This window comes from Aliterella atlantica CENA595, from assembly GCF_000952155.1.
Lineage (GTDB): Bacteria > Cyanobacteriota > Cyanobacteriia > Cyanobacteriales > Chroococcidiopsidaceae > Aliterella > Aliterella atlantica.
The window spans coordinates 1-19,639 of the sequence record NZ_JYON01000035.1 but is presented as its reverse complement, the minus strand read 5'-3'; the positions used below and the strand labels follow the sequence as shown (position 1 = coordinate 19,639).

Here is a 19,639-nt window from a genome sequence, read left to right as displayed (position 1 = left end):
TCCTAATCTATCTGCGAGTGCAGCAATTTGATTGCTATGTGAGACTTATTAATTGCCCCAGCACTTTCTATCAAGCTATTATCTAGCCTACTAAGTGCAATACATCGCGGACTACACTGTAACCAGCCAAATCCCAAAGTAAATAAGCCAAGAAACCGATCATCGCCAAACGTCCGTTCCAAAGTTCAGCTTGAGGATTCCAGCCGAATAGAAAAGCGTTGCGATCTTTGCCGTTAAATGCAGTTGCAACTGGTGGAATATTTGTAGTAGTAGTTTTGCTTTCCATAGTTTTGATTTGTGAAGATTTGTGTGCCATGTCTCTACTGTATCGAGCAATTTATTTGCTGCTTTCTGTCTGTAGATACAAAATAGAGCCAAGTCTAAAGGATGATTTAAACGCTGTTTTTTTGTAAACAATTCTATCATTGGATAGGGAAAAATTTACTTGTCGAAATGTAAGACGCGACAATTAATGATATACGAATGTCTGTAGGGAGACGTAGCAGTGCTACGTCTCTACCGAATAACTCAAAACTCCTCTCTCATCCCGCTACAGATATATATTTCAAACCTGGGGGGGATGTTATAAACTGTTGTCGGCAGCCATTCTGACCTCATAGTTGAGTATTGTAAGAGATACACTTAAGTTCCTCACACGATCTTTATAATCAATGCCGAGTTAAGCTTTGACGAAGGATATACCATGTTTGACAATATTGGGATCGCGCTGGGACTGTATAAAACGCTATTTTGGATAGCGCAAATTCCAGTCCAAGACGGAGTTGATACTCCAGAAGATGCAGCACTTCTGTTTTCAGGACCAAAGTTTTTTGTTGCCTTAGTCGCCGGAGTTGTACTTGCCTTTGCCGTACAGTTACTATTAGCCAACGTTGGTGTAGCCTTTCTGTTAGGGCGTAGCTCAGACTCGGATAGCGATAATTCTCATGATGACGAAGCAAGTAGTTTGGGCGGTACTATTCGTAAAATTGGTACGGCTTTGGGACTTGCAACTTTAATTAGCGTCAGTATTGCTTTGGCGATCGCTTGTTTCTTGGCTGTAAAACTCAGTTTGATTGAAAGTTCAGGACTTGGGGCGATCGTTGGTTTAGTAATTTGGGCAACTTATTTCTTGCTCTTGGTTTGGGTAGGCTCAAGTAGTGTCGGTTCGCTGATTGGTTCTTTAATCAATACAGCAACTTCTGGCGTACAAGCATTGATGGGAACTGCAGCCGCAGCAATAGGTGCAAAAGCAGTAAATAACCAAGTAGTGGCTACAGCAGAAGCCGCCGCCGCCGCCGTACGCCGCGAATTAGGTTCGGCAGTAGATCCGACAAGTATTCGGGAAAATGTTGAAGACTACTTGCAAATGTTGCGTCCGCCAGAATTGGATATCAACAAAATTCGCGGCGAATTTGAAAAGTTAGTCAACGATCCGCAGCTAAGAGAAGTTGCAGCTAGCGGAGATTTGCGGAATATTGACAGACAAAAATTTGTCGAATTAGTTAGCAGCCGCTCCGACTTGTCTAAAAAAGATATGAATCGGATCGTCGATCAGCTAGAAAGCGTTTGGCAGCAAGTAGTAGGTCGCCAAGCACCCCAAAGCGATCGCATGGGCGAGTTGATGGATTATCTCAAATCAGTCGCGCCAGGACAAACAAAAACAGACGAACTCAATGCCAAAGTAGATCGGCTGATGGAAGAGATGCGATCGTCTAAAGAAGCCGACCAAAGAGCAACGGCTGAAGCTAGCCCAGGACCAGTTCAGCGGACTTTGCAAACAGGCATGAATACTCTGATGGGATTGGTGATGGGACGCACCGATCTTTCTGATTTGGATGTAGAAAAGATTTTGGGTTCGCTGTCTTCAGCTAAAGATAAAGTAACCGACCAAGCAGACAAAATTGCGACTCAAACAGGAATCAAAACTCCTAACTTGCCTTACAGCACAGTTAGAGCAGATGTAGAAAACTACTTGCTCAATACTTATTCTTGGCAAATGAGTCAAGACAAAATTGCTGAAGAATTCCGCGATGTATTGTACGATCCGGCTGCCGATCCTGGAGCAGTACGCCGCCAGTTAGAGCAAATTTCGCGCAACGATTTCGTGCAATTGTTGCAGCAAAGAGGGATTCTTACTCAATCCCAAATTGCTAGTATTGCCGATCGCTTGGAACTGATCCGCAATGACGTACTAACGACAGTTAGAGCGCAGGAAGAAAGAGAAGCAACCCAAGACTTGCAACGCGCAGTAGAAAGCTACTTGCTAGTTACAAGTAAGTCAGAGTTGACAGAAGAAGGCATCGAGCGCAACTTTAAGCCGCTATTGGAAGATAGCGAAGCAAACCACGAAACCTTGAGCATTCGATTAGCAGCGTTAGATCGAGAGTCAATGCGTCAAGTATTGCTACAGCGCAACGATATCGTGCCAGAAGAAGCCGAGACAATTTTGAACTTGCTAGAACAAGAGCGCGATCGCGTATTGCTAGAATCGCACAATGTTGCCGAGCAAGCGAGAATTCAAGCTGAATCTTTGTGGTTGAACTTAGAATCTTATCTGCGTAACACAGGTAAAGATGAACTCAATCCTGAAGCGATTAAATCTGACTTAAGAACTTTGCTTGACGATCCGCAAGCCGGAGCAGGTGCGATCGCCGCTAGATTGTCGCGTTTTGACAGAGATACGCTAGTACAGCTATTAAATCAACGTCAAGACTTGAGCGAAGCACAAATTAACCAAGTCCTAGATCAAGTAGACTCAGCTTGGAATAACGTGCGCCACGCACCCCAAATTGTTGCAGGTAAAGCCAAAGAGCAATACGATTCTGTAACTACAACAATCGCCGACTACTTGCGTAATACTGGCAAAGACGAATTAAACCCAGAAGGCATTCAGCGCGACTTTGCCCGACTATTTGAAAATCCCCAAGAAGGTGCTTTGGCATTAAGAAGACGCTTGTCGCACGTAGATCGAGATACCCTGGTGCAATTGCTCAGTCAACGCCGAGATTTGAGCGAAGAGCAAGTAAATCAAGTTATCGATCAAGTACAAGGCTCGATTCGCAATATCATCCGTTCGCCCAGACGTTTAGCTTCGAGAACTCAAGCTAGGGTGCAGAATTTCCAAGCTAATTTAGAAGATTACTTGCGTAATACTGGCAAAGATGAATTGAACCCTGAAGGCATTAAGCGCGACTTACAATTGCTACTCAACGATCCGCGTGCTGGGGTAGAAAGTTTGAGCGACAGATTGGCGCATATTGACCGCGAGACAATGATTACTGTATTGCAAGCGCGGGGCGATATGTCTGAGGAAGAAGCTAGTCGGATTGTCGATCGACTTATTTCTGTGCGCGAACAATTTGTCGAACAAGTACGGGCAATTCAGCGCCGGATTCAAGACGTTGTTGACGGCATTTTTGCGAGAATCCGCAACTACCTAAATTCGTTAGATCGCCCCGAACTTAACTACGATGGCATCAAACGCGATGTTCGGCAGTTGTTTGACGATCCGCAAGCAGGATTTGATGCAATTCGCGATCGCTTGGGTTCGTTTGACCGCAATACTTTGGTTGCGGTGATGAGTTCCCGCGAGGATATTTCTGAAGCTGATGCTAATCGGATTATCGACCAAATTGAGGGAGCGCGTAATAGTGTATTGCAACGTGCAGAACGCATCCAGCATGAAGCTCAAAGACGTTTGGATGAAGTGAAGCGTCAAGCCCAAAAGCAAGCTGAAGAGACTAAGAAAGCCGCAGCTACCGCAGCTTGGTGGTTAGCTGGAACGGCGATCGTTTCTGCCTTCTGTTCGGCTGTTGCAGGAGCGTTAGCTGTGTAATTGTTTCAAGTTTTCTTTGCTAATTATATAGCCTCCTAGTTAGGAGGCTTTTTTATTGATATTGAACTATTTACATAGAATTTAATAGAGCGAACGCAGATGCACGCAGATAAACGCAGATGAAAACGATGTGTTATTGCACTGGTGTCAGTATAGGTCGAATATAATTTGACCTATACTTTTGCTAAGATTCCTTGATAATCGGTATTCCTAACCAATCACTTAGTTCATTGACAAGCCATTCGAGTTCTGGTTTGGTGAGAATACTGTCGAGTCCAGATTGGTCGGAATTAGAGCTATTTCCTAATTCATACTTGTATGTGCCTACCCAAATAATAATTCTAGGTTTAATAGCTACTAAAACGCTCTCTGAGTTATATTTGAAGTCTTTTTTTACGTATTCTAGCTTGGTAATATCTGCTGTTCGTGCTGGGTGCAAACGACTGTATTTGAAGCCTAACAGATTGTATATTAATGAAATTTGCTGGCGATTGAGACTTAGGTGTACTTGTCCAAATAAGCTCCACAGAATCTCTTTTACCATGCTAAAACCGACAAGCCAAAAAGGTAGGGCAAATAATAAAAATAGCAAGTTTGCAGGAAGAGGTACTAACAACATACCGAATGTCCAGAACAAGATAAATGAATTCCAGGCGATCGCAAAACCTATCGTCATTACTATTCCTAAATTAAATCCCTTGGCAGGAATAATAATTTCTAGGGAATCTATATCTTTTTTGAGTACGACTTTACTACCTAAAGGTTTGCCTGCAACTTGCAATTGTAGCTGCGGTGGATTCTCCAAGACTTGCAGTGCTTTTCGAGCAGAAGTAAAACGCTTATCTAGACTTGGTTGGATTGTCCGCTCTAACCAGCTAGCAAAATTACGACTAACATTAACTAGCGCTGCAAACTGAATGCAACCATCTTTTTGCGGCAAATCGGCGGGATGAGTACCTGTAAGTAAACCAATCAAAGTCGCGCCCAAGCTATAAATATCCGATGCTGGAACTGTCCGCCCGCCAAATTGTTCTGGTGGCATATATCCGTAGGTTCCAACTACTGTAATTGTCCCATCTTCTTTGGCAGCTAGCGTTTGTACTGAGCCAAAATCGACTAGGTAAACTTGACCGATACTATTGCCCGACCTATCACTCAATAATACATTACTAGGCTTGATGTCGCGGTGAATTACTGCTGGATGGCGATCGTGTAGATAAATGAGTATTTCTAAAAGTGCTTTGGCTAACTCTTGCACTTCAGCTTCGCTAAAAGTCCGCCCAGTGTGCAAATACGCTTGCAAGGATTTGGCTGGGATGTACGTTTGAACTAGGGCAAAACTTTTGCTGCGATCGCTTTCTACCTCGAAATAATCCAAATACTGCGGAATAGCGCTATGAGATAGGGATTTTAAAGTTTCAGCCTCGCGTTCAAATAATTTGAGATCGTCCCATTCAAAATCGCTACTAAATGATACCAACTTGACAACCACTAAATCTTGCGATCGCAAATCTCGGCAGAGCAAAGTTTTTCGTCCAGCCTTTTTTGCTAATTGCTGCTCGACTTGGTAGAAATCACCTAATATTTGACTAGCCATTGCTGTTTTACTACGCCTTTGATTTATTTATAGCTTTAGGATTTAGCTGCCAACAAGCTGCTACTATATATTCTTAAACTTTATGCCTAGCCAAATTTGGCCCTATATCACATCTGGGATTCCCGATGAGTTATTCGATCGCTTACCAGGAATTCCCCTGACCAAAAGAGAAACAAGGCTGTTACTAATTGCCCAACTACGCCTCAAAGCAGATTCAGTATTGTGGGATATTGGCGCAGGTACGGGAACAATTCCGGTAGAAGTTGGCTTATTGTGTCCTCAAGGCAATATTATTGCTGTAGAACGAGATGAAGATGTGGCTAGCCTCATTCGGAGCAATTGCGATCGCTTTGAGGTCAAAAATGTTGAAGTTGTAGAAGCTAGCGCCCCCCAATGTCTGCAAAGTTTGACTAAACCTCCAGATCGAGTTTGTATTGAAGGCGGTCGTCCGATTGCAGATATCTTAAAAGCAGTTTGGCAGTATTTACCTTTACATGGGAGAGTTGTGGCTACAGCTAGCAACTTAGAAAGCCTCTATACTGTTTCTCAAAGCTTTGCCCAACTCCAAGCCCGAAATATAGAGGTAGTCCAATCTGCTGTCAACCGTTTAGAAACAAGGGGAACTCAACAAACCTTCGCCGCTGTAAATCCTGTTTTCATTCTTAGCGGCGAGAAGTTAGACTGAAGCGAATAACAACAGCAAAAGTCTAAGTAGATAATTTCGAGTTTTACTAAAAACTCAGCTATAAGTGCAATTACTCTACCTTAGAGTAGCAGCTAAGTGTTTTGACTCTTGACTTTTGACTTTTACTTATGCCTTGGAATCGGATTATTAGCGGAATTATTGCGATCGCCCTAGCTTTAACAGCTAGTTTATTGGGCGGGTGGTATTTCACCTTAATGTTTTGCGCGATCGTTTACTTAGGTCAATTAGAATATTTTGATTTAGTCAGGGCTACAGGGATCGCCCCTGCTGCTAAAACTACTTTAGTTGTCAGTCAAACTTTACTGATTATTGCTACTTTTTCCTCTACCTTAGCTGATGCTGTTATGCCCGTAGCAGGTACTTTCATCTGTTTTTACCTGTTATTTCAGCCGAAGCTGGCGACAATTGCCGATATTTCTACTTCTATTTTGGGCTTATTTTACGGCGGTTATTTGCCAAGTTATTGGGTAAGGATGCGAAGTCTTGACGCTGTTGGTAATTTGCCTTTGGGTGGCTATTGGTCTGATAATTGGCTAGATTTAAATACTTTGCCTCAAGGCTTAAAAGTTACTCTACTAACTTTCTTCTGCATTTGGGCAGCCGATATTGGCGCTTATACGATTGGTAAATTTTTCGGTAAAACTCGCCTTTCGCATATTAGCCCCAAAAAGACTGTGGAAGGAGCGGCTTTTGGCGTAGCTGGTAGCATTGCTGTAGCTATGGCTGGCGCATGGTATTTAGACTGGTCTGGATGGACTTGGACTGGTTTAGCATTAGGGTTAATTATTGGTATTGCTAGCTTGCTAGGCGACTTAACTGAGTCGATGATGAAACGAGATGCTGGTGTTAAAGACTCAGGACAATTGATCCCTGGTCATGGAGGGATTTTAGACCGCGCTGATAGCTATGTTTTTACGGCTCCTTTGGTTTATTATTTTGTCACGCTGTTTTTACCGTTGTTACCAAGTTAAGGTAGAACATTTAGCCGCCCAGAACAGAGAATTTGACCAGGATCTAGATTGAGCTTTGCGATATTAACTTCTGCACCTAGATCGACAGTAAAGCTATCTATACTTATTGTTTCCCCTGTTTCCATCTTCACCATTGGCTGCAAAATTTGTAATTCACGATCGCTAGCTAGTTGCAAGCCAGCTTGAAATACAATTGGTATAGCGCGATCGCCCATTAATCCCTCTAAGCTCAGTAAATTGCTGTCAATCGTTACTTTTTGCCAGCTAACTTGCTTACCCAAACTACCTTTAAATAGCTGGAAAAATAAGTCAGTCAAAGCATCTGCTAATAAGGGCGAGGCTAAAGATGCATTAAGATCGGCTTGCGTCAAATATAAGTCACCACTTACAGGCACTTTATCTAACAGGCGTAACGGCTTACCTTTAATAACTTGACCTAAATTGATGTGAATTTCTTTTGCTTCTAGCTGAATTTGCGTTAAGTGCAGCCCTTGATATACAGCTTTACTAGCTAAAATAGATACACGCGGGATATTGCCTGTCAAAATTTGGCGATCGCTGCCAGCTATTTGTACCTCTAACTGAGATATCTGCTGAACTTGCGATTTTAACCATAACCTGACCGCAGGCGATAGCACTTTGCCGATTAAACGACTGGTTTTTTGGGTATTAGTATTTTCAGTATTCAAAGATCGATAAATAAATCAGTAGGATTTAAATTATTCTTATACTTTCTCGTAATATTTGTACATATATAGCTAGAAATAAAGCACACTGAGGCTAGCTGCCATTGGTAAAAAGTAAATCGTATGGAGGAAAGGATACAAAAAATACTATCCCAGTGGGGGGTAGCTTCGCGCCGTCATGCAGAAGAACTAATTCTGGCTGGGCGAGTGCAGCGTAATGGCGTAGTAGTAGGACTTGGGGAAAAAGCAGATGTAGAAAAAGATGCGATCGCTGTAGATGGTAAACTGATTCGACCTGTAGCTCGTCCCCAATTAGTTTATATACTTTTAAACAAACCCAAAGGTATAGTTGCTACTTGCAACGATCCCCAAGGCAGAAAAACAGTTATCGACTTATTACCCAAAAACTTACAAATTGGTCAAGGCATTCATCCAGTAGGACGCTTAGATGTAGATTCTACAGGGGCATTAATTCTTACCAACGATGGCGAACTAACACATAAACTTACTCATCCCCGCCACAGCATACCTAAAACTTATCAAGTTTGGGTGCAAGGCAATCCGCCTCCATCAGTGCTAAAACAATGGCGTGATGGCATTATCTTAGACGGTAAACGTACCCGCAAAGCACAAGTAAAAGTAGTTAAGCGTCTAGATTCGCAGACTTGTTTAGAAGTAATTTTAAAAGAGGGTAGAAATCGACAAATTAGACGAGTTACAGAACAATTAGGGTATCCAGTTGTCAACCTGCACCGCACAGCTATAGGCGCAATTCAATTGCAACCCTTAGCAGAGGCGGGATTGCTCAAAGGTTGCTATCGTTACCTTAAAGATTTTGAAATTTGCTTTTTGCAAAGCCAAGCGAGTATAGCATCGGTTGAGGAGCCTGGTGCGGTTCAGGAGTGCAGTCCAAAATGAAGTGGTGTAGGAAAAAGAGTGCGTCAACTCGTCCAATTAGAGAACAGCAAACAGAAAAGCTATTAGAAATAGGCGATCGCCTGCGTCAAAGGCGGGTAGAACAAGCTTTATCATTAGAAAAAGCCGCAGCAAAAACGCTCATTCGCCAACCATTGTTACAAGCAATTGAAAAAGGCAACTTAGACGAACTGCCAGAACCAGTTTACATTCAACGCTTGCTCAAACAGTATGCTGACGCTTTAGGTTTAGATGGCAATGAAGTAGCAAATAGTTTTCCTGGAGGTAGTAGCGATCGCACAAGTAAAAGCAATAAACCAGGCTGGAGGTTTGTTTTACCCGCAGCGCAACTACGCCCGATTCATCTTTACGTGCTTTACATAGTAGTAATTGCAGGTTCAGTTAATGCTTTATCGCAGACATTAAGCGATCGGGCAAATTTACCAATTAGCGATCGGCTTTTAGAAGAACCATTATCAGCAAAAATAGAACCAGCAGCACCCAAAGCCCAAAAAAAAGCAGAAACAGTAAGTGCTACTCCTAAATCTGCACCCGAAAAAGAGCGTCAAATTAAAATTGGCATCACGCTAAAATCCCAATCTTGGATTAGGGTTGTCGCAGATGGCAAAATGCAATTTCAAGGACTTTTGCCTCAAGGTACGCAGCGCACTTGGGTAGCAAAAGAGGAAGTGACTGTATTAGCAGGTAACGCTGGCGGCGTACTGGTGACAATCAATCAAGAAAAATCAAAACAAATGGGCAACCTCGGTGAAGTTCAAGAATTAACTTTCGCCGCACCGAGGCTTTAATCAGTGACCAGTTACCAGTTATTGACTGCTATTTTGTCTGCTGGTTTTGAGAATTTGCCACAACATCTTGCTGAGTTCTTCTGCATTTTGATGAATGCTGTCAAAGGCTTTTGCTTCAAAGTAACCTGTATCCTTTAGTAAAGATAGCCAGTATTTTGTCTCCAAGCATTCCTTATAAGCTATTGACATTTTGGCTTGAAAGTCTGCTGAAGAGATGGCTCCGTTCGCTTCAGCAATATTTGCTCCTATTGAAGTTCCGCTTCTTAACAATTGTTTGGAAAGCACAAACTCCTTTTTATCGTTACATAAATACCTATAAGCATTCACAATTCTAATAGCAAATAGATATGCCTTATCATAAACTTTACTATTCATTGCTTACTACATCTAGTACCAATAACTGGTCATTGGTCACTGGTCACTGGTCACTGGTCACTGGTCACTGGTCACTGTAAACGGGAGATCGCCCGTATAGTTGAGTTAGGGTTTTGAGGCGATCGCTTAATTCATCTGTAAGATCGTTGTATTTATACCGCCATTCCCAATTGCCATCGCCTTTACTTGGTACGTTCATGCGGGCTTCTGTACCTAAGCCTAGTAAGTCTTGGACGGGTATTATTGCTTGATTGCCAATGGAACTTAAAGCTAATCGAACTAAATCCCAATGGATGCCGTCAGGACTAATACAACCTAAATAACTGCTGACTGTTTCCTTTTCTTGTTCGGATAGTTCGTTGAACCAACCTACAGTTGTGTCGTTGTCGTGAGTGCCAGTATAAACAACGCAATTGCGGGTAAAGTTAAATGGCAAATAAGGATTGCCAGCATCGCCACCAAAAGCAAATTGTAAGATTTTCATGCCTGGAAACTCAAATTCGTCCCGCAGGGCTTCAACTTCTGGAGTAATTACGCCTAAGTCTTCGGCTAAAACGGGTAGCTGACCTAATTTTTCATTTAGCACTCGGAACAGCGCAGATCCAGGGGCTTCTACCCACTCTCCGCCCATTGCCGTAGTTTCACCCTGCGGCACTGCCCAATATGCCTCAAAGCCTCGGAAATGGTCGATCCGGATGATATCTACGTAGTCCAACATTGCCTGGAAGCGCTGCACCCACCACTTAAAGTTTGATGCTTGCAAATTTTCCCAGTTATATACAGGATTACCCCAGAGTTGACCTGTGGCGCTAAAGTAATCTGGTGGTACTCCTGCCATTAAAGCAGCTTCGCCTGTTTCTTCATCTAAGCAAAAGTTTTCGGGATTTCCCCAAACATCAGCGCTATCGTGGGCGACATAAATCGGAATATCGCCGATAATTTGAATGCCCCGCATATTGGCATATTGCTTTAATTCTGCCCACTGCCGGAAAAATTCAAATTGCGTGTATTTGTAGTAGAAAATGCGATCGCTCAACCGCCTGCGCCAATGCTCAATTGCTTCTGGTTGCTTTTTGGCAAGTTCTACTTCCCAAGTATGCCAGCCTGCGCCATCTTTGGCATCTTTAATCGCCATAAATAGAGCGTAGTCATCTAGCCAATATGCCTTAGTTTCGCAAAAACCTTGAAACTCTTTTTGTTGGATTGGCGATGCTTGATTTTTAAAGTGTTCGCAAGCTTTTTCTAGTAGAGGTATTTTTGTCTGAATTACTTTGTCAAAATCAACTCTATCAGCCGGAAAATCTGCTAAATTGCCAAAATCCCCTTCGGATAGCAATCCTTGTTCTTGCAGGCGTTCGGGGCTAATTATTAATGGATTTCCCGCCATTGCTGAGTAGGACATATAAGGAGAATTACCATATCCTGTTGGTCCTACAGGTAATACTTGCCAATATTGTTGATTGCTTTTGGCTAAAAAATCAATAAATTTATAAGCTTCTAAGCCCAAGTCACCAACTCCAAAGCGACTAGGGAAGGAAGTAGGGTGAAGCAAAATACCGCTCGATCTGGGAAAAGGCATAAATAAACTGCACTAATTGCGCGATCGCCCAAAATTTATCATGCTTGAGCCATCTTTGAAACTATCTAAAGGAATGCGCCAATATATCGTCAGTTTTTCTGTATAACTGGGCAAATAGTTCCTGCTTGCAAGCTAGAGAAATTCTCCCAACCAGAAAGTATGCCACCTAATTCAGAACGCAGCGTTAATAATTGCTCAATTTGCGCGTCAATTTCTACGATTTTATGTTCTAGTTTGGCTTGCACGTCATGACACGGAAGTTCGCCGCGATCGTAAACTTGTAATAGTTCGCCAATTTCTTGCAAACTAAGTCCTAGACTCTGCGATCGCTTAATAAACGCCAACCGCGCCAAAACACTCTCATCAAACTGCCTATAACCGCCTTCTGTGCGATCGCCAGCCTTAATTAAGCCCAGACTTTCGTAGTAACGAATAGTTCTAATTGGTACGTGACTTAACGCCGTTACTTGACCAATTAACAGTAATTTCTGCTCTTGAGTTAACACAGCATCATACTCAGTAACTCTCTACTATGTAGTCTAACATTCGCTCCCCCTGTAGTTCCTCTTGTAATTACGAATGCGCGAATGCACGAATGCGCGAATTATTAGAGTTTCCTTCTACTAACAATTTGACCGTAAAAGTTGCTCCTTTCCCGTCACCCAAACTTGTAGCTGAGATTGTTCCGCCGTGTAATTCTACAAGATTGCGAGCGATCGCCAGCCCCAGTCCCAAACCACCGTATTTCCTCGTTATCGTACTATCTTCTTGGCGGAAGTAGTCAAATATATATGGGATAAAATCTGGATTAATACCCTTGCCAGTATCGCTAATGTGAATTTGGGCATAGTCGCCGACTTCAACAATTTGTACCTCTACACGCCCATTTTCGGGAGTAAACTTAATAGCGTTAGATATTAGGTTCCAAAATACTTGCTGCAAATGGGCTGGATCGCCTGTTACTTTGCTTGCTACTACAAAATCTTTGACTATTTCAATTTGCTTGGCTTCGGCGGCTAAACGTACCGTTTCTATAGCCGCTAATACTATTGATTGCAAATCGACTGAGGTAATTTTTAGATTGAGTTTGCCTTGCAAAATTTGCGAGACACTAAGTAAATCTTCGATTAATTCTAGTTGTAACTTAGCGTTGCGCTCGATAGTTACCAACGCCTCAGCCGTTTTAAACTCGTCTAGTTTGCCTTTTTGCAGCAGTTTTACCCAGCCCAAAATTGGATTTAAAGGCGTGCGGAGTTCGTGGGAAAGGATAGTAAGAAATTCATCTTTGACACGATTTGCCGATTCAGCATTAGCGCGGGCTGCTTTTTCTTGTTGAAGCAAGCGATCGCGTTCTACTTCCCACTGTTTTTGTTTGTCAATATCTGTAGCAGTACCCAGCCATTTAACTACTTTTCCTTGCTCGTCTTTTAAAGGTAAACCACGCACGAGATACCAACGGTAGGTGTTATCTACGCCTCTATAACGATATTGAGACTCAAAACTAATACTGTTGGCGTATGCTTCTAACCAAACTTGACGGATATAGTGAAAGTCATCTGGATGTACCACATCCCAAGCGTGTAAAACTGTTTGGGCTAAGGTCAGTCCTGTGTACGCTGTCCATTGTTGATTTATATATTCTACCTGCCCGCTAGCATCAAGCGTCCAAATAAATTGGGGTAAAGCTTCTGCTAATTGACGGTAACGTTCTTCTACTTGTTGGATTTCAGATAATTTCTGTTGTAGTTGTTGATTGCTATTTTTGAGAGCGCCTTCTTGCTGAGTCAAAGTAGAAACTAGACGATGTAGGGATTGAGAAAGCCTTGCTGTTTCATCTTTACCCCGTACAATAGGAATTTTGAGTGCTGTATCGCCTTGACGAATAGTTTCCGCAGATGAGGCAATTGCTAGTATAGGTTTAGTAATGCGATCGGCAGCTAAATAAGCGATCGCCGCAAATAATCCCCCAAATATCAAATTCCAGCTAAAAATCTGTTTTTGCAATCGTTGCACTGGCGTAAAAGCAGTTTCAGTTTTTTGTCTGACTAAAACTATCCAACCCAATCCAGGATAATCGCGGTAGCCTTGACTACGAGCAAACCCAGTTAGATAAGTATTTGCATCGCTCCAAGTCTCAACTGCATAACCATTTGTTTTTTGCGGATAAGAACTTAGAGATGCTAGTAAGTTGCGTGCTGTAAGCTGTGTAGTTAATCCTGACGGTGATAGTAGCAATTCGCCATTTTGCCGAAACACAAACATTTGTAAATTGCGCTCTTGCAGAGGATATAGAAGCGAATTTTCTACCTCTTTAGCCCACGTCCAACTAAGATGAGCGCCCAACACCCCCCTAAAACTACCTTGCAAATCCCTTACTGGTACAGCTACATCTACAAAACGCAAAGGTTCGCCAGTAGGATTTGGTAATAACTTCGCAAGTTTCACCGCTTCATGCACGTCTCCTACATAAGCGGCTTTTTTTCCAGCTACAAACCAAGGACGTGCTTTGACATTTTTGCCTTCCAGCAATTTTCTAGTGCTAGCACGAACAACGCCGCGCGTGTCCGTAAATCCAATCCAAGCATAGTCAGGATAAGTGCTTTGCAGTTTTTCTAGAAGATTGCGCTGTTCTAAAATTGGCGTATCGGGCGAACGAATAGCATTGAGCGTACTAATAATTTGCAAATCGCGGTAGCGCTCGAACATTCCGCGATCGAGTTTATCAGTCATTTGGTAAGCTAATTCTGTCAAAGACTGACCGACATTAACTTTGACTTGTTCGCTAGCTGTATGTCCGACAATGAGACTAGCAACAACAGAGAGAATTATGGCAGTACCAGCGATCGCAAGTCCTAAGCGAGTTCTCAAACTACGACTTGGATTGAGATGGCTAGCTAAAGAAGCCAATAACCTCATTGGTAGCAAAGCCCTTTCTCCTCAAAATACTGCAAGCTTAACTAGCGCTAGTAGTTCTTTAATATAACAAACTCTAGAACACTCTCAAAGTCCCTAGTAGCGCGGTAAACTGCATAGGTGGTGCGGCATTGTTGCCTTAGTTACGGAGAAAAAAATTGGGAATAGAACTACGCAGTTACGTATTTCTAGACAGCTTACAGCCTCAACACGCGGCTTATATGGGAACGGTGGCGTTGGGGTTTTTGCCTTTACCAGGAGATACATCGCTGTGGGTTGAAATTTCACCAGGAATTGAAATTAACCGCATTACTGATATTGCTGTAAAGTCTACTGCGGTACAACCTGGGGTACAAGTTGTCGAACGTCTTTATGGTTTGTTAGAAGTTCATTCTAGCCGCCAAAGCGAGACGCGGGCAGCAGGTAGAGCAATTTTAGATGCGCTAGGAGCGAAAGAAAGAGACTGTCTCAAGCCGCGCATTATTTCTAGTCAAATTATCCGCAATCTCGATCCCCATCACTCGCAAATGATTAACCGCACTCGTAGGGGGCAAATGATTTTAGCAGGGCAAACGCTTTACGTGTTAGAAGTTCAGCCCGCCGCCTATGCTGCTTTGGCTGCCAATGAAGCTGAGAAAGCCGCTTTAATTAATATTCTTGATGTGAGTGCTGTTGGTAGTTTTGGCAGACTGTATTTAGGCGGGCAAGAAAGAGATATATTAGCAGGTTCTAAAGCTGCGATCGCCGCCATCGAAAACATTTCTGGGCGGGAAAATCCCCAAGCGCGTACAGAGTAGAAATATGGCAATTACTGAGATGGGAAGCAGGGGAAGCAGAGGCGAACTTTAATAATTTATGGCAAACACAGATCATCTTGCCCTACTTAAGTCAGGTGCAATCAAATGGATTGAATGGAGAAACAGTCATCCTAATCTAGAAATAGATTTAAGTGCTGCTAACTTGCAATCGGCAAACCTTAGAGGCAGAAATCTCAGTAAAGTTAACTTGCGTGGAGCAAATCTCAGTGATGTTTTAGCGATCGCAGTTAATCTGGAATCAGCCAATTTAAGTACCGCCGATCTCACTTTAGCTCTTTTAATTGCAGCCAATCTATGCTCTGCTAATCTCAGCCTAGCCAATCTTAGAGGTGCTAACCTCCAGGGGGCAATACTAAAAGATGCTAATTTAATTGGCGCTGATTTGAGAGAAGTTAATTTAATCGATGCCGATCTGGAAAATGCTAACTTGATGGGGGCAGATTTGAGTACCGCAATTCTCAAAGCTGCTGATTTAAGCGCCGCCAAGCTCATACAAGTTAACTTAAGAGAAGCCAATTTAACTCAAGCTCATCTCTGTTATGCCGATTTTAGTTATGCTAACCTCTTTGGTGCTGAACTAAATGGCGCTTACCTTTACAAAACACAATTAGTTCAAGCCAACTTAGAAGAGGCGCACTTGAGCAAAGCTTATATGTTGGGGGCAAACCTTAGCAACGCGCAACTAATAGCAGCAGACTTAAGATGGACGAATTTGAGTAAAGCAAATCTAGCAGGAGCTAACCTTAGCAATGCTAATCTTAGAGGCGCTAATTTATATAAAGCAAATCTCACAGATGTTAACTTTAGAGGTGCTAACCTTAGAGGTGCAACTTTAAGCGATCGCCTGGAACTAGATACACTTGGTGCAAAAATCGATTAGAACATTAAAATTATGACGATCGCGATCGCCTTAAATGCAGAATCTATCAATAACTTAGATCTAGCACCTGTTTCTAGAATCGTTGATAATATGCTCCAAGATGGAGCGATCGCTACCTACGAGCAGCAATTAAGCTTTAATATAGACTATCCCCAAGAACCAGGCGATCCGCGCGAATTGCCAGAAATTCCTGAAGTCAGAATGTGGTTTATTCGTCTAGATTCTCGTTATCCCTGGCTGCCATTTTTGCTCGATTGGAAAGCTGGAGAATTAGCACGATACACTGCTATGCTCGTACCGCACCAATTTAGCTCTAAAGAAGGCATTCAATTCAACCCAGAAGCGTTAGAAATCTTTTTGATGCACAAGCTATTTGTCTTAAGCGATTGGCTACCGCAATACAGCATAGCTAGTCAATCGCGGCTCAAATCAATGGCGCAAATGTTGGGCTATGAATTAGAAGATGCGTTATTTGCCATGTTGTAAATTATTGGCATTATCGGTTTGGCGGTATATCCGTAGAGACGTTGCACAGCAACATCTCTACAAAATTGCCGTTTGTCGTATTTATAGGAAAATTTATGATTCAGGCGCTATTATTCGATCTAGACGGCACGTTGGTTAACAACGATCCGATTCATTTCCAGGCGTGGCGGGAAATATTAACCCCATACAATCTAGACATCGACGAAGAATTTTACAAAAAACGGATTACCGGAAGGCTAAACCCAGATATTGTTAAAGATTTACTCCCTCAACTTACACCTGCACAAGCCCAAGAATTTATCGAGGAGAAAGAAGCACGTTATCGCCAAGCTGCGACAACAATTCAACCATTAGAGGGGCTTAATAGCATTTTAGAGTGGGCAAACGCGCGATCGCTCAAATTAGCCTTAGTAACTAACGCACCGCGCTTAAATACGCAGTTTATGCTGAAGGTACTAGGTTTAGAAACCGCATTTTCTGTAGTAGTGTTAGGAGAAGATGTCGCTGTTGCCAAACCCGATCCAACTCCTTACCAAGTAGCCCTAGCTCAATTAGAAGTACCAAAAGCAGCAGCTATTGCTTTTGAAGATTCACCTTCTGGAATTCGTTCGGCTGTAAGCGCAGGCATTTTTACAGTTGGGATTGCTTCTACTCAAGAACCCGATAATTTATACCAATTTGGAGCAGAGTTAGTTATACCTAACTTTTCTGCTCCAGAACTTATGGCATTATTAGCTAGTAACTTAGATACTCCAAATTGAAGCATCGCTCCCTAGATAACCTGAGAAATCAGACCCTCTTAGAATATTTAACTACTAACTGGTCACTGGTTACTGGTCACTGGTCACTGTATTTAGCCCCAAACTCGATCTAAAACAGTTTGCGGCGAAATATCAGCAATGTTCTTACTTGGGGATCGTAGGGCAAAAAAGCGATCGCTCTTAGGCAGCAATTTGTCTGGATCTGTAAGTCCGAATAGAGCAATAGTATAAGTTTTTACTGCTACTGCTAGCTGCAATGCTGGGCTATCGGTGCAGATGAGTAAATTTGCTGCTGCGATCGTTGCTGCAAGTTTGCCTGGATCTTTGGGAGAAGTTACCTTAATACCTGGGCATGATTCTGATAAGGAATCGGCAAATTGCTCGTCTTCTGCTTCTTTGACAATTACAACAGGTAAATTTGGCTGCCGCTGTTGGATATTTTGCACGATCTGCCGCCACTTTTCGAGCGGATAAATCTTCTCAAAGCCTCTCGGTTCGGTAATCTGACTAGAACCGCCGTGAATTAATATGTAACCGCTTTCATTAATACCCAAACGTTTTTGTTCGTTTTCTGACCAGGCAATATCTGAAGCAGGTACATTAATAGTTATTTCAGGACACGGCAAATTGCTGTCTAAGCCTTTAAGTAAATCGTGATACATATAAGCTGCATACTGCCCAGTTTTTAGGGGTACAGTAGCCGTGAGAAAAATTGCGCCTGCATCTTTATAGCCTACACGGGTAGGGATGCCAGTTAGCCATAGCAGTAAAGCGATCGCTTTTTGCTGTCCGAGGTAGATAGCAACATCGTACTCGCGATCGCGCAATGCACCGATAAAGTTGCCCCAATCTGCCAAGCTGTTACGATCTTTAAAATCGAAAGGCAGAATATCTCCCACAGACTTACATACTCGGTAAGCAGCTTTAGCGCGGGGTTCTACCGCGACATCTATTTGAGCATTAGGATACAACCGTTTTAGATCGTCTAGGGTGGGGAAAAATAAGATTTGTTCGCCAATCCCGCCAGGAACTAGGGCTACTACTCGCATATTATTTGTTTATCCGTACACGCTCCCCATTCTAGGAGAACATATACTTATTGGAAACATCCAAAGCATACACTTTTGCTTTGTTAACCATAAATTAAGAGGAAAATGCACTTATTGATACCTGCTGCAGGTATGGGGCGGCGGATGGGCAGCGATCGCAATAAACTATTATTAACCTTACGCTCAAAACCGCTAATTGCTTGGACATTATTGGCTGCTGAAGCGGCAAGTCAAATAAATTGGATTGGGATTATTGCTCAACCTACAGATGAAGCTTACCTGCAAGAACTTTTAGCGGCGTTATCGCTAACCAAGAAGGTACAAATAATTTACGGCGGCTCAACTCGCCAAGAGTCAGTTTACAACGGCTTACAGAGGCTACCAGATACCGCAGAACGAGTATTAATTCACGACGGCGCAAGGTGTCTGGCTACGCCAGAATTACTAAATAGGTGTGCCGAAGCAATTATGCATTGCCCTGGGTTAATTGCTGCTGTACCTGTAAAAGATACGATCAAAGTAGTGGACAAAGACTTACTAATTCAAGATACACCCGATAGAAGCCAACTATGGGCAGCACAAACGCCTCAAGCCTTTGACGTGAAGATATTGAAAAACTGCCATGACGAAGGTTTGCGCCAAGGTTGGGAAGTGACAGACGATGCAGCTTTATTTGAGAAATGCGGCTTGCCAGTGAAAATTGTCGAGGGTGAAGAGACTAATCTCAAAATTACCACTCCAGTAGATTTAGCGATCGCCGAATTTATCCTCGCCCAGCGATTAGATAACGGATAAGAGCAAATGGTGCTACATCCCAGTGTAGCGACTTGTTAAGCAATGCTAAGGAAGCGTCTGAACATATTGATAGCTCAAAATTTTGTTATCCATCGTTACAAGTGGGCAATTATAAACTATTGCCGTTGCCACAATAATTTGGTCAGCCGGATCTCGATGGAAATTGCCAGGTAGTTGGGTAGACTCTACACAAATTCGGGGAGTTAACTCCAGAAGACGCATACCAGGATAAGCAAGAGCGCGATCTAGCCACTCATCTACAAGGTTAGGTAAAACTAAGCGCCCGCGTTCAACCAATTTCGCAACTTCCCAGCAGGAAATAGCACTGATACCTAAGCCCAGGGATAATTCATTTTTCAAAAAAATATTAGAATGATGGAGACCAAAGAGTTGGAGAACAGAAATGGAGGCAAGCCTAATTCAATCCCTTCAGGAGATTAAGGATTTCCGAACATCTCAAGGTA

The 19,639-nt window shown here is 42.7% G+C and carries 19 protein-coding genes; 10 read left to right on the top strand and 9 right to left on the bottom strand.

From position 1 onward, the window contains the following. Positions 1-82 precede the first annotated feature (82 nt). Positions 83-286 (bottom strand): chlorophyll a/b-binding protein, encoded by a 204-nt coding sequence (locus UH38_RS22195; protein WP_045056914.1) that lies wholly within the window; start codon positions 284-286, stop codon positions 83-85. A 417-nt stretch (positions 287-703) separates the two neighbouring features. On the opposite strand from UH38_RS22195, the gene UH38_RS22190 reads away from it, so the two are divergent. Further along, positions 704-3,835 carry a hypothetical protein gene (locus tag UH38_RS22190; protein ID WP_045056887.1) on the top strand — a complete coding sequence of 1,044 codons (3,132 nt, stop codon included), beginning with the start codon at positions 704-706 and terminating at the stop codon, positions 3,833-3,835. Between the two features lie 184 nt (positions 3,836-4,019). Here UH38_RS22190 and UH38_RS22185 read toward each other — a convergent pair whose 3' ends face one another. Next, complete coding sequence (locus UH38_RS22185) at positions 4,020-5,432, bottom strand: serine/threonine protein kinase (protein WP_045056886.1); 1,413 nt, start codon at positions 5,430-5,432, stop codon at positions 4,020-4,022. An 82-nt stretch (positions 5,433-5,514) separates the two neighbouring features. Here UH38_RS22185 and cbiT point away from each other — a divergent pair, with 82 nt between their 5' ends. Next, positions 5,515-6,117, top strand: coding sequence for a precorrin-6Y C5,15-methyltransferase subunit CbiT (cbiT, locus tag UH38_RS22180; protein ID WP_045056885.1), 603 nt, complete (start codon positions 5,515-5,517; stop codon positions 6,115-6,117). 128 nt (positions 6,118-6,245) lie between these two features. Continuing rightward, a complete protein-coding gene (locus UH38_RS22175; protein ID WP_045056884.1) occupies positions 6,246-7,109 on the top strand; it encodes a phosphatidate cytidylyltransferase in 864 nt (287 codons plus the stop codon). On the opposite strand, the gene UH38_RS22170 is transcribed toward UH38_RS22175, so the two are convergent. Further along, entirely contained in the window at positions 7,106-7,798 is a 693-nt protein-coding gene (locus UH38_RS22170) for an LmeA family phospholipid-binding protein (RefSeq protein ID WP_045056883.1), read from the bottom strand. The two genes, UH38_RS22175 and UH38_RS22170, sit on opposite strands and share 4 nt — an antisense overlap. A 120-nt stretch (positions 7,799-7,918) precedes the next feature. On the opposite strand from UH38_RS22170, the gene UH38_RS22165 reads away from it, so the two are divergent. Both UH38_RS22165 and UH38_RS22160 read left to right on the top strand, forming a co-directional pair. After that, positions 7,919-8,713 (top strand): pseudouridine synthase, encoded by a 795-nt coding sequence (locus UH38_RS22165; RefSeq protein WP_045056882.1) that lies wholly within the window; start codon positions 7,919-7,921, stop codon positions 8,711-8,713. Beyond that, positions 8,710-9,519: a helix-turn-helix domain-containing protein gene (locus tag UH38_RS22160; RefSeq protein WP_045056881.1), complete on the top strand. Its 810-nt coding sequence runs from the start codon at positions 8,710-8,712 to the stop codon at positions 9,517-9,519. The genes UH38_RS22165 and UH38_RS22160 overlap by 4 nt, the downstream gene beginning before the upstream one ends. Before the next feature lie 18 nt (positions 9,520-9,537). On the opposite strand, the gene UH38_RS22155 is transcribed toward UH38_RS22160, so the two are convergent. The 4 genes from UH38_RS22155 to UH38_RS22140 form a co-directional block, all read right to left on the bottom strand. Continuing rightward, complete coding sequence (locus UH38_RS22155) at positions 9,538-9,894, bottom strand: four helix bundle protein (RefSeq protein WP_045056880.1); 357 nt, start codon at positions 9,892-9,894, stop codon at positions 9,538-9,540. A gap of 64 nt (positions 9,895-9,958) precedes the next feature. Continuing rightward, positions 9,959-11,473: a 4-alpha-glucanotransferase gene (malQ, locus tag UH38_RS22150; protein ID WP_045056879.1), complete on the bottom strand. Its 1,515-nt coding sequence runs from the start codon at positions 11,471-11,473 to the stop codon at positions 9,959-9,961. An 89-nt stretch (positions 11,474-11,562) separates the two neighbouring features. Next, positions 11,563-11,979 (bottom strand): heavy metal-responsive transcriptional regulator, encoded by a 417-nt coding sequence (locus UH38_RS22145; protein ID WP_045056878.1) that lies wholly within the window; start codon positions 11,977-11,979, stop codon positions 11,563-11,565. A 67-nt stretch (positions 11,980-12,046) separates the two neighbouring features. Beyond that, positions 12,047-14,389 carry a sensor histidine kinase gene (locus UH38_RS22140; protein WP_045056877.1) on the bottom strand — a complete coding sequence of 781 codons (2,343 nt, stop codon included), beginning with the start codon at positions 14,387-14,389 and terminating at the stop codon, positions 12,047-12,049. Positions 14,390-14,544: 155 nt separating this feature from the next. Between UH38_RS22140 and UH38_RS22135 the strand changes: the two genes are divergently transcribed. From UH38_RS22135 to UH38_RS22120, 4 genes are all read left to right on the top strand, one after another. Continuing rightward, a complete protein-coding gene (locus tag UH38_RS22135; RefSeq protein ID WP_045056876.1) occupies positions 14,545-15,183 on the top strand; it encodes a hypothetical protein in 639 nt (212 codons plus the stop codon). Between the two features lie 58 nt (positions 15,184-15,241). Beyond that, on the top strand, positions 15,242-16,084 hold the full coding sequence (locus UH38_RS22130) for a pentapeptide repeat-containing protein (RefSeq protein ID WP_045056875.1): 843 nt from the start codon (positions 15,242-15,244) through the stop codon (positions 16,082-16,084). A gap of 12 nt (positions 16,085-16,096) precedes the next feature. Next, a complete protein-coding gene (locus tag UH38_RS22125; RefSeq protein ID WP_045056874.1) occupies positions 16,097-16,570 on the top strand; it encodes a CRR6 family NdhI maturation factor in 474 nt (157 codons plus the stop codon). A 95-nt stretch (positions 16,571-16,665) separates the two neighbouring features. Then, on the top strand, positions 16,666-17,331 hold the full coding sequence (locus tag UH38_RS22120) for an HAD family hydrolase (protein ID WP_045056873.1): 666 nt from the start codon (positions 16,666-16,668) through the stop codon (positions 17,329-17,331). Positions 17,332-17,423: 92 nt separating this feature from the next. On the opposite strand, the gene UH38_RS22115 is transcribed toward UH38_RS22120, so the two are convergent. After that, positions 17,424-18,380 carry a glycosyltransferase family 9 protein gene (locus UH38_RS22115; RefSeq protein ID WP_045056872.1) on the bottom strand — a complete coding sequence of 319 codons (957 nt, stop codon included), beginning with the start codon at positions 18,378-18,380 and terminating at the stop codon, positions 17,424-17,426. Positions 18,381-18,485: 105 nt separating this feature from the next. On the opposite strand from UH38_RS22115, the gene ispD reads away from it, so the two are divergent. Next, the gene (ispD, locus tag UH38_RS22110; RefSeq protein WP_045056871.1) at positions 18,486-19,175 is read left to right on the top strand and encodes a 2-C-methyl-D-erythritol 4-phosphate cytidylyltransferase; all 690 of its coding nucleotides are present in this window, start codon (positions 18,486-18,488) and stop codon (positions 19,173-19,175) included. A 45-nt stretch (positions 19,176-19,220) separates the two neighbouring features. On the opposite strand, the gene UH38_RS22105 is transcribed toward ispD, so the two are convergent. Next, positions 19,221-19,535 carry a type II toxin-antitoxin system VapC family toxin gene (locus UH38_RS22105; protein WP_235355375.1) on the bottom strand — a complete coding sequence of 105 codons (315 nt, stop codon included), beginning with the start codon at positions 19,533-19,535 and terminating at the stop codon, positions 19,221-19,223. Between the last annotated feature and the right edge of the window lie 104 nt (positions 19,536-19,639).

Coding starts and splice junctions, on each gene's coding strand:
- UH38_RS22115 (WP_045056872.1), bottom strand. CDS start 18,380: ATGCGAGTAGTAGCCCTAGTTCCTGGCGGGATTGGCGAACAAATCTTA.
- UH38_RS22120 (WP_045056873.1), top strand. CDS start 16,666: ATGATTCAGGCGCTATTATTCGATCTAGACGGCACGTTGGTTAACAAC.
- UH38_RS22125 (WP_045056874.1), top strand. CDS start 16,097: ATGACGATCGCGATCGCCTTAAATGCAGAATCTATCAATAACTTAGAT.
- UH38_RS22140 (WP_045056877.1), bottom strand. CDS start 14,389: ATGAGGTTATTGGCTTCTTTAGCTAGCCATCTCAATCCAAGTCGTAGT.
- UH38_RS22190 (WP_045056887.1), top strand. CDS start 704: ATGTTTGACAATATTGGGATCGCGCTGGGACTGTATAAAACGCTATTT.
- UH38_RS22165 (WP_045056882.1), top strand. CDS start 7,919: ATGGAGGAAAGGATACAAAAAATACTATCCCAGTGGGGGGTAGCTTCG.
- UH38_RS22130 (WP_045056875.1), top strand. CDS start 15,242: ATGGCAAACACAGATCATCTTGCCCTACTTAAGTCAGGTGCAATCAAA.
- UH38_RS22195 (WP_045056914.1), bottom strand. CDS start 286: ATGGAAAGCAAAACTACTACTACAAATATTCCACCAGTTGCAACTGCA.
- UH38_RS22160 (WP_045056881.1), top strand. CDS start 8,710: ATGAAGTGGTGTAGGAAAAAGAGTGCGTCAACTCGTCCAATTAGAGAA.
- malQ (WP_045056879.1), bottom strand. CDS start 11,473: ATGCCTTTTCCCAGATCGAGCGGTATTTTGCTTCACCCTACTTCCTTC.
- UH38_RS22185 (WP_045056886.1), bottom strand. CDS start 5,432: ATGGCTAGTCAAATATTAGGTGATTTCTACCAAGTCGAGCAGCAATTA.
- UH38_RS22175 (WP_045056884.1), top strand. CDS start 6,246: ATGCCTTGGAATCGGATTATTAGCGGAATTATTGCGATCGCCCTAGCT.
- cbiT (WP_045056885.1), top strand. CDS start 5,515: ATGCCTAGCCAAATTTGGCCCTATATCACATCTGGGATTCCCGATGAG.
- ispD (WP_045056871.1), top strand. CDS start 18,486: ATGCACTTATTGATACCTGCTGCAGGTATGGGGCGGCGGATGGGCAGC.
- UH38_RS22155 (WP_045056880.1), bottom strand. CDS start 9,894: ATGAATAGTAAAGTTTATGATAAGGCATATCTATTTGCTATTAGAATT.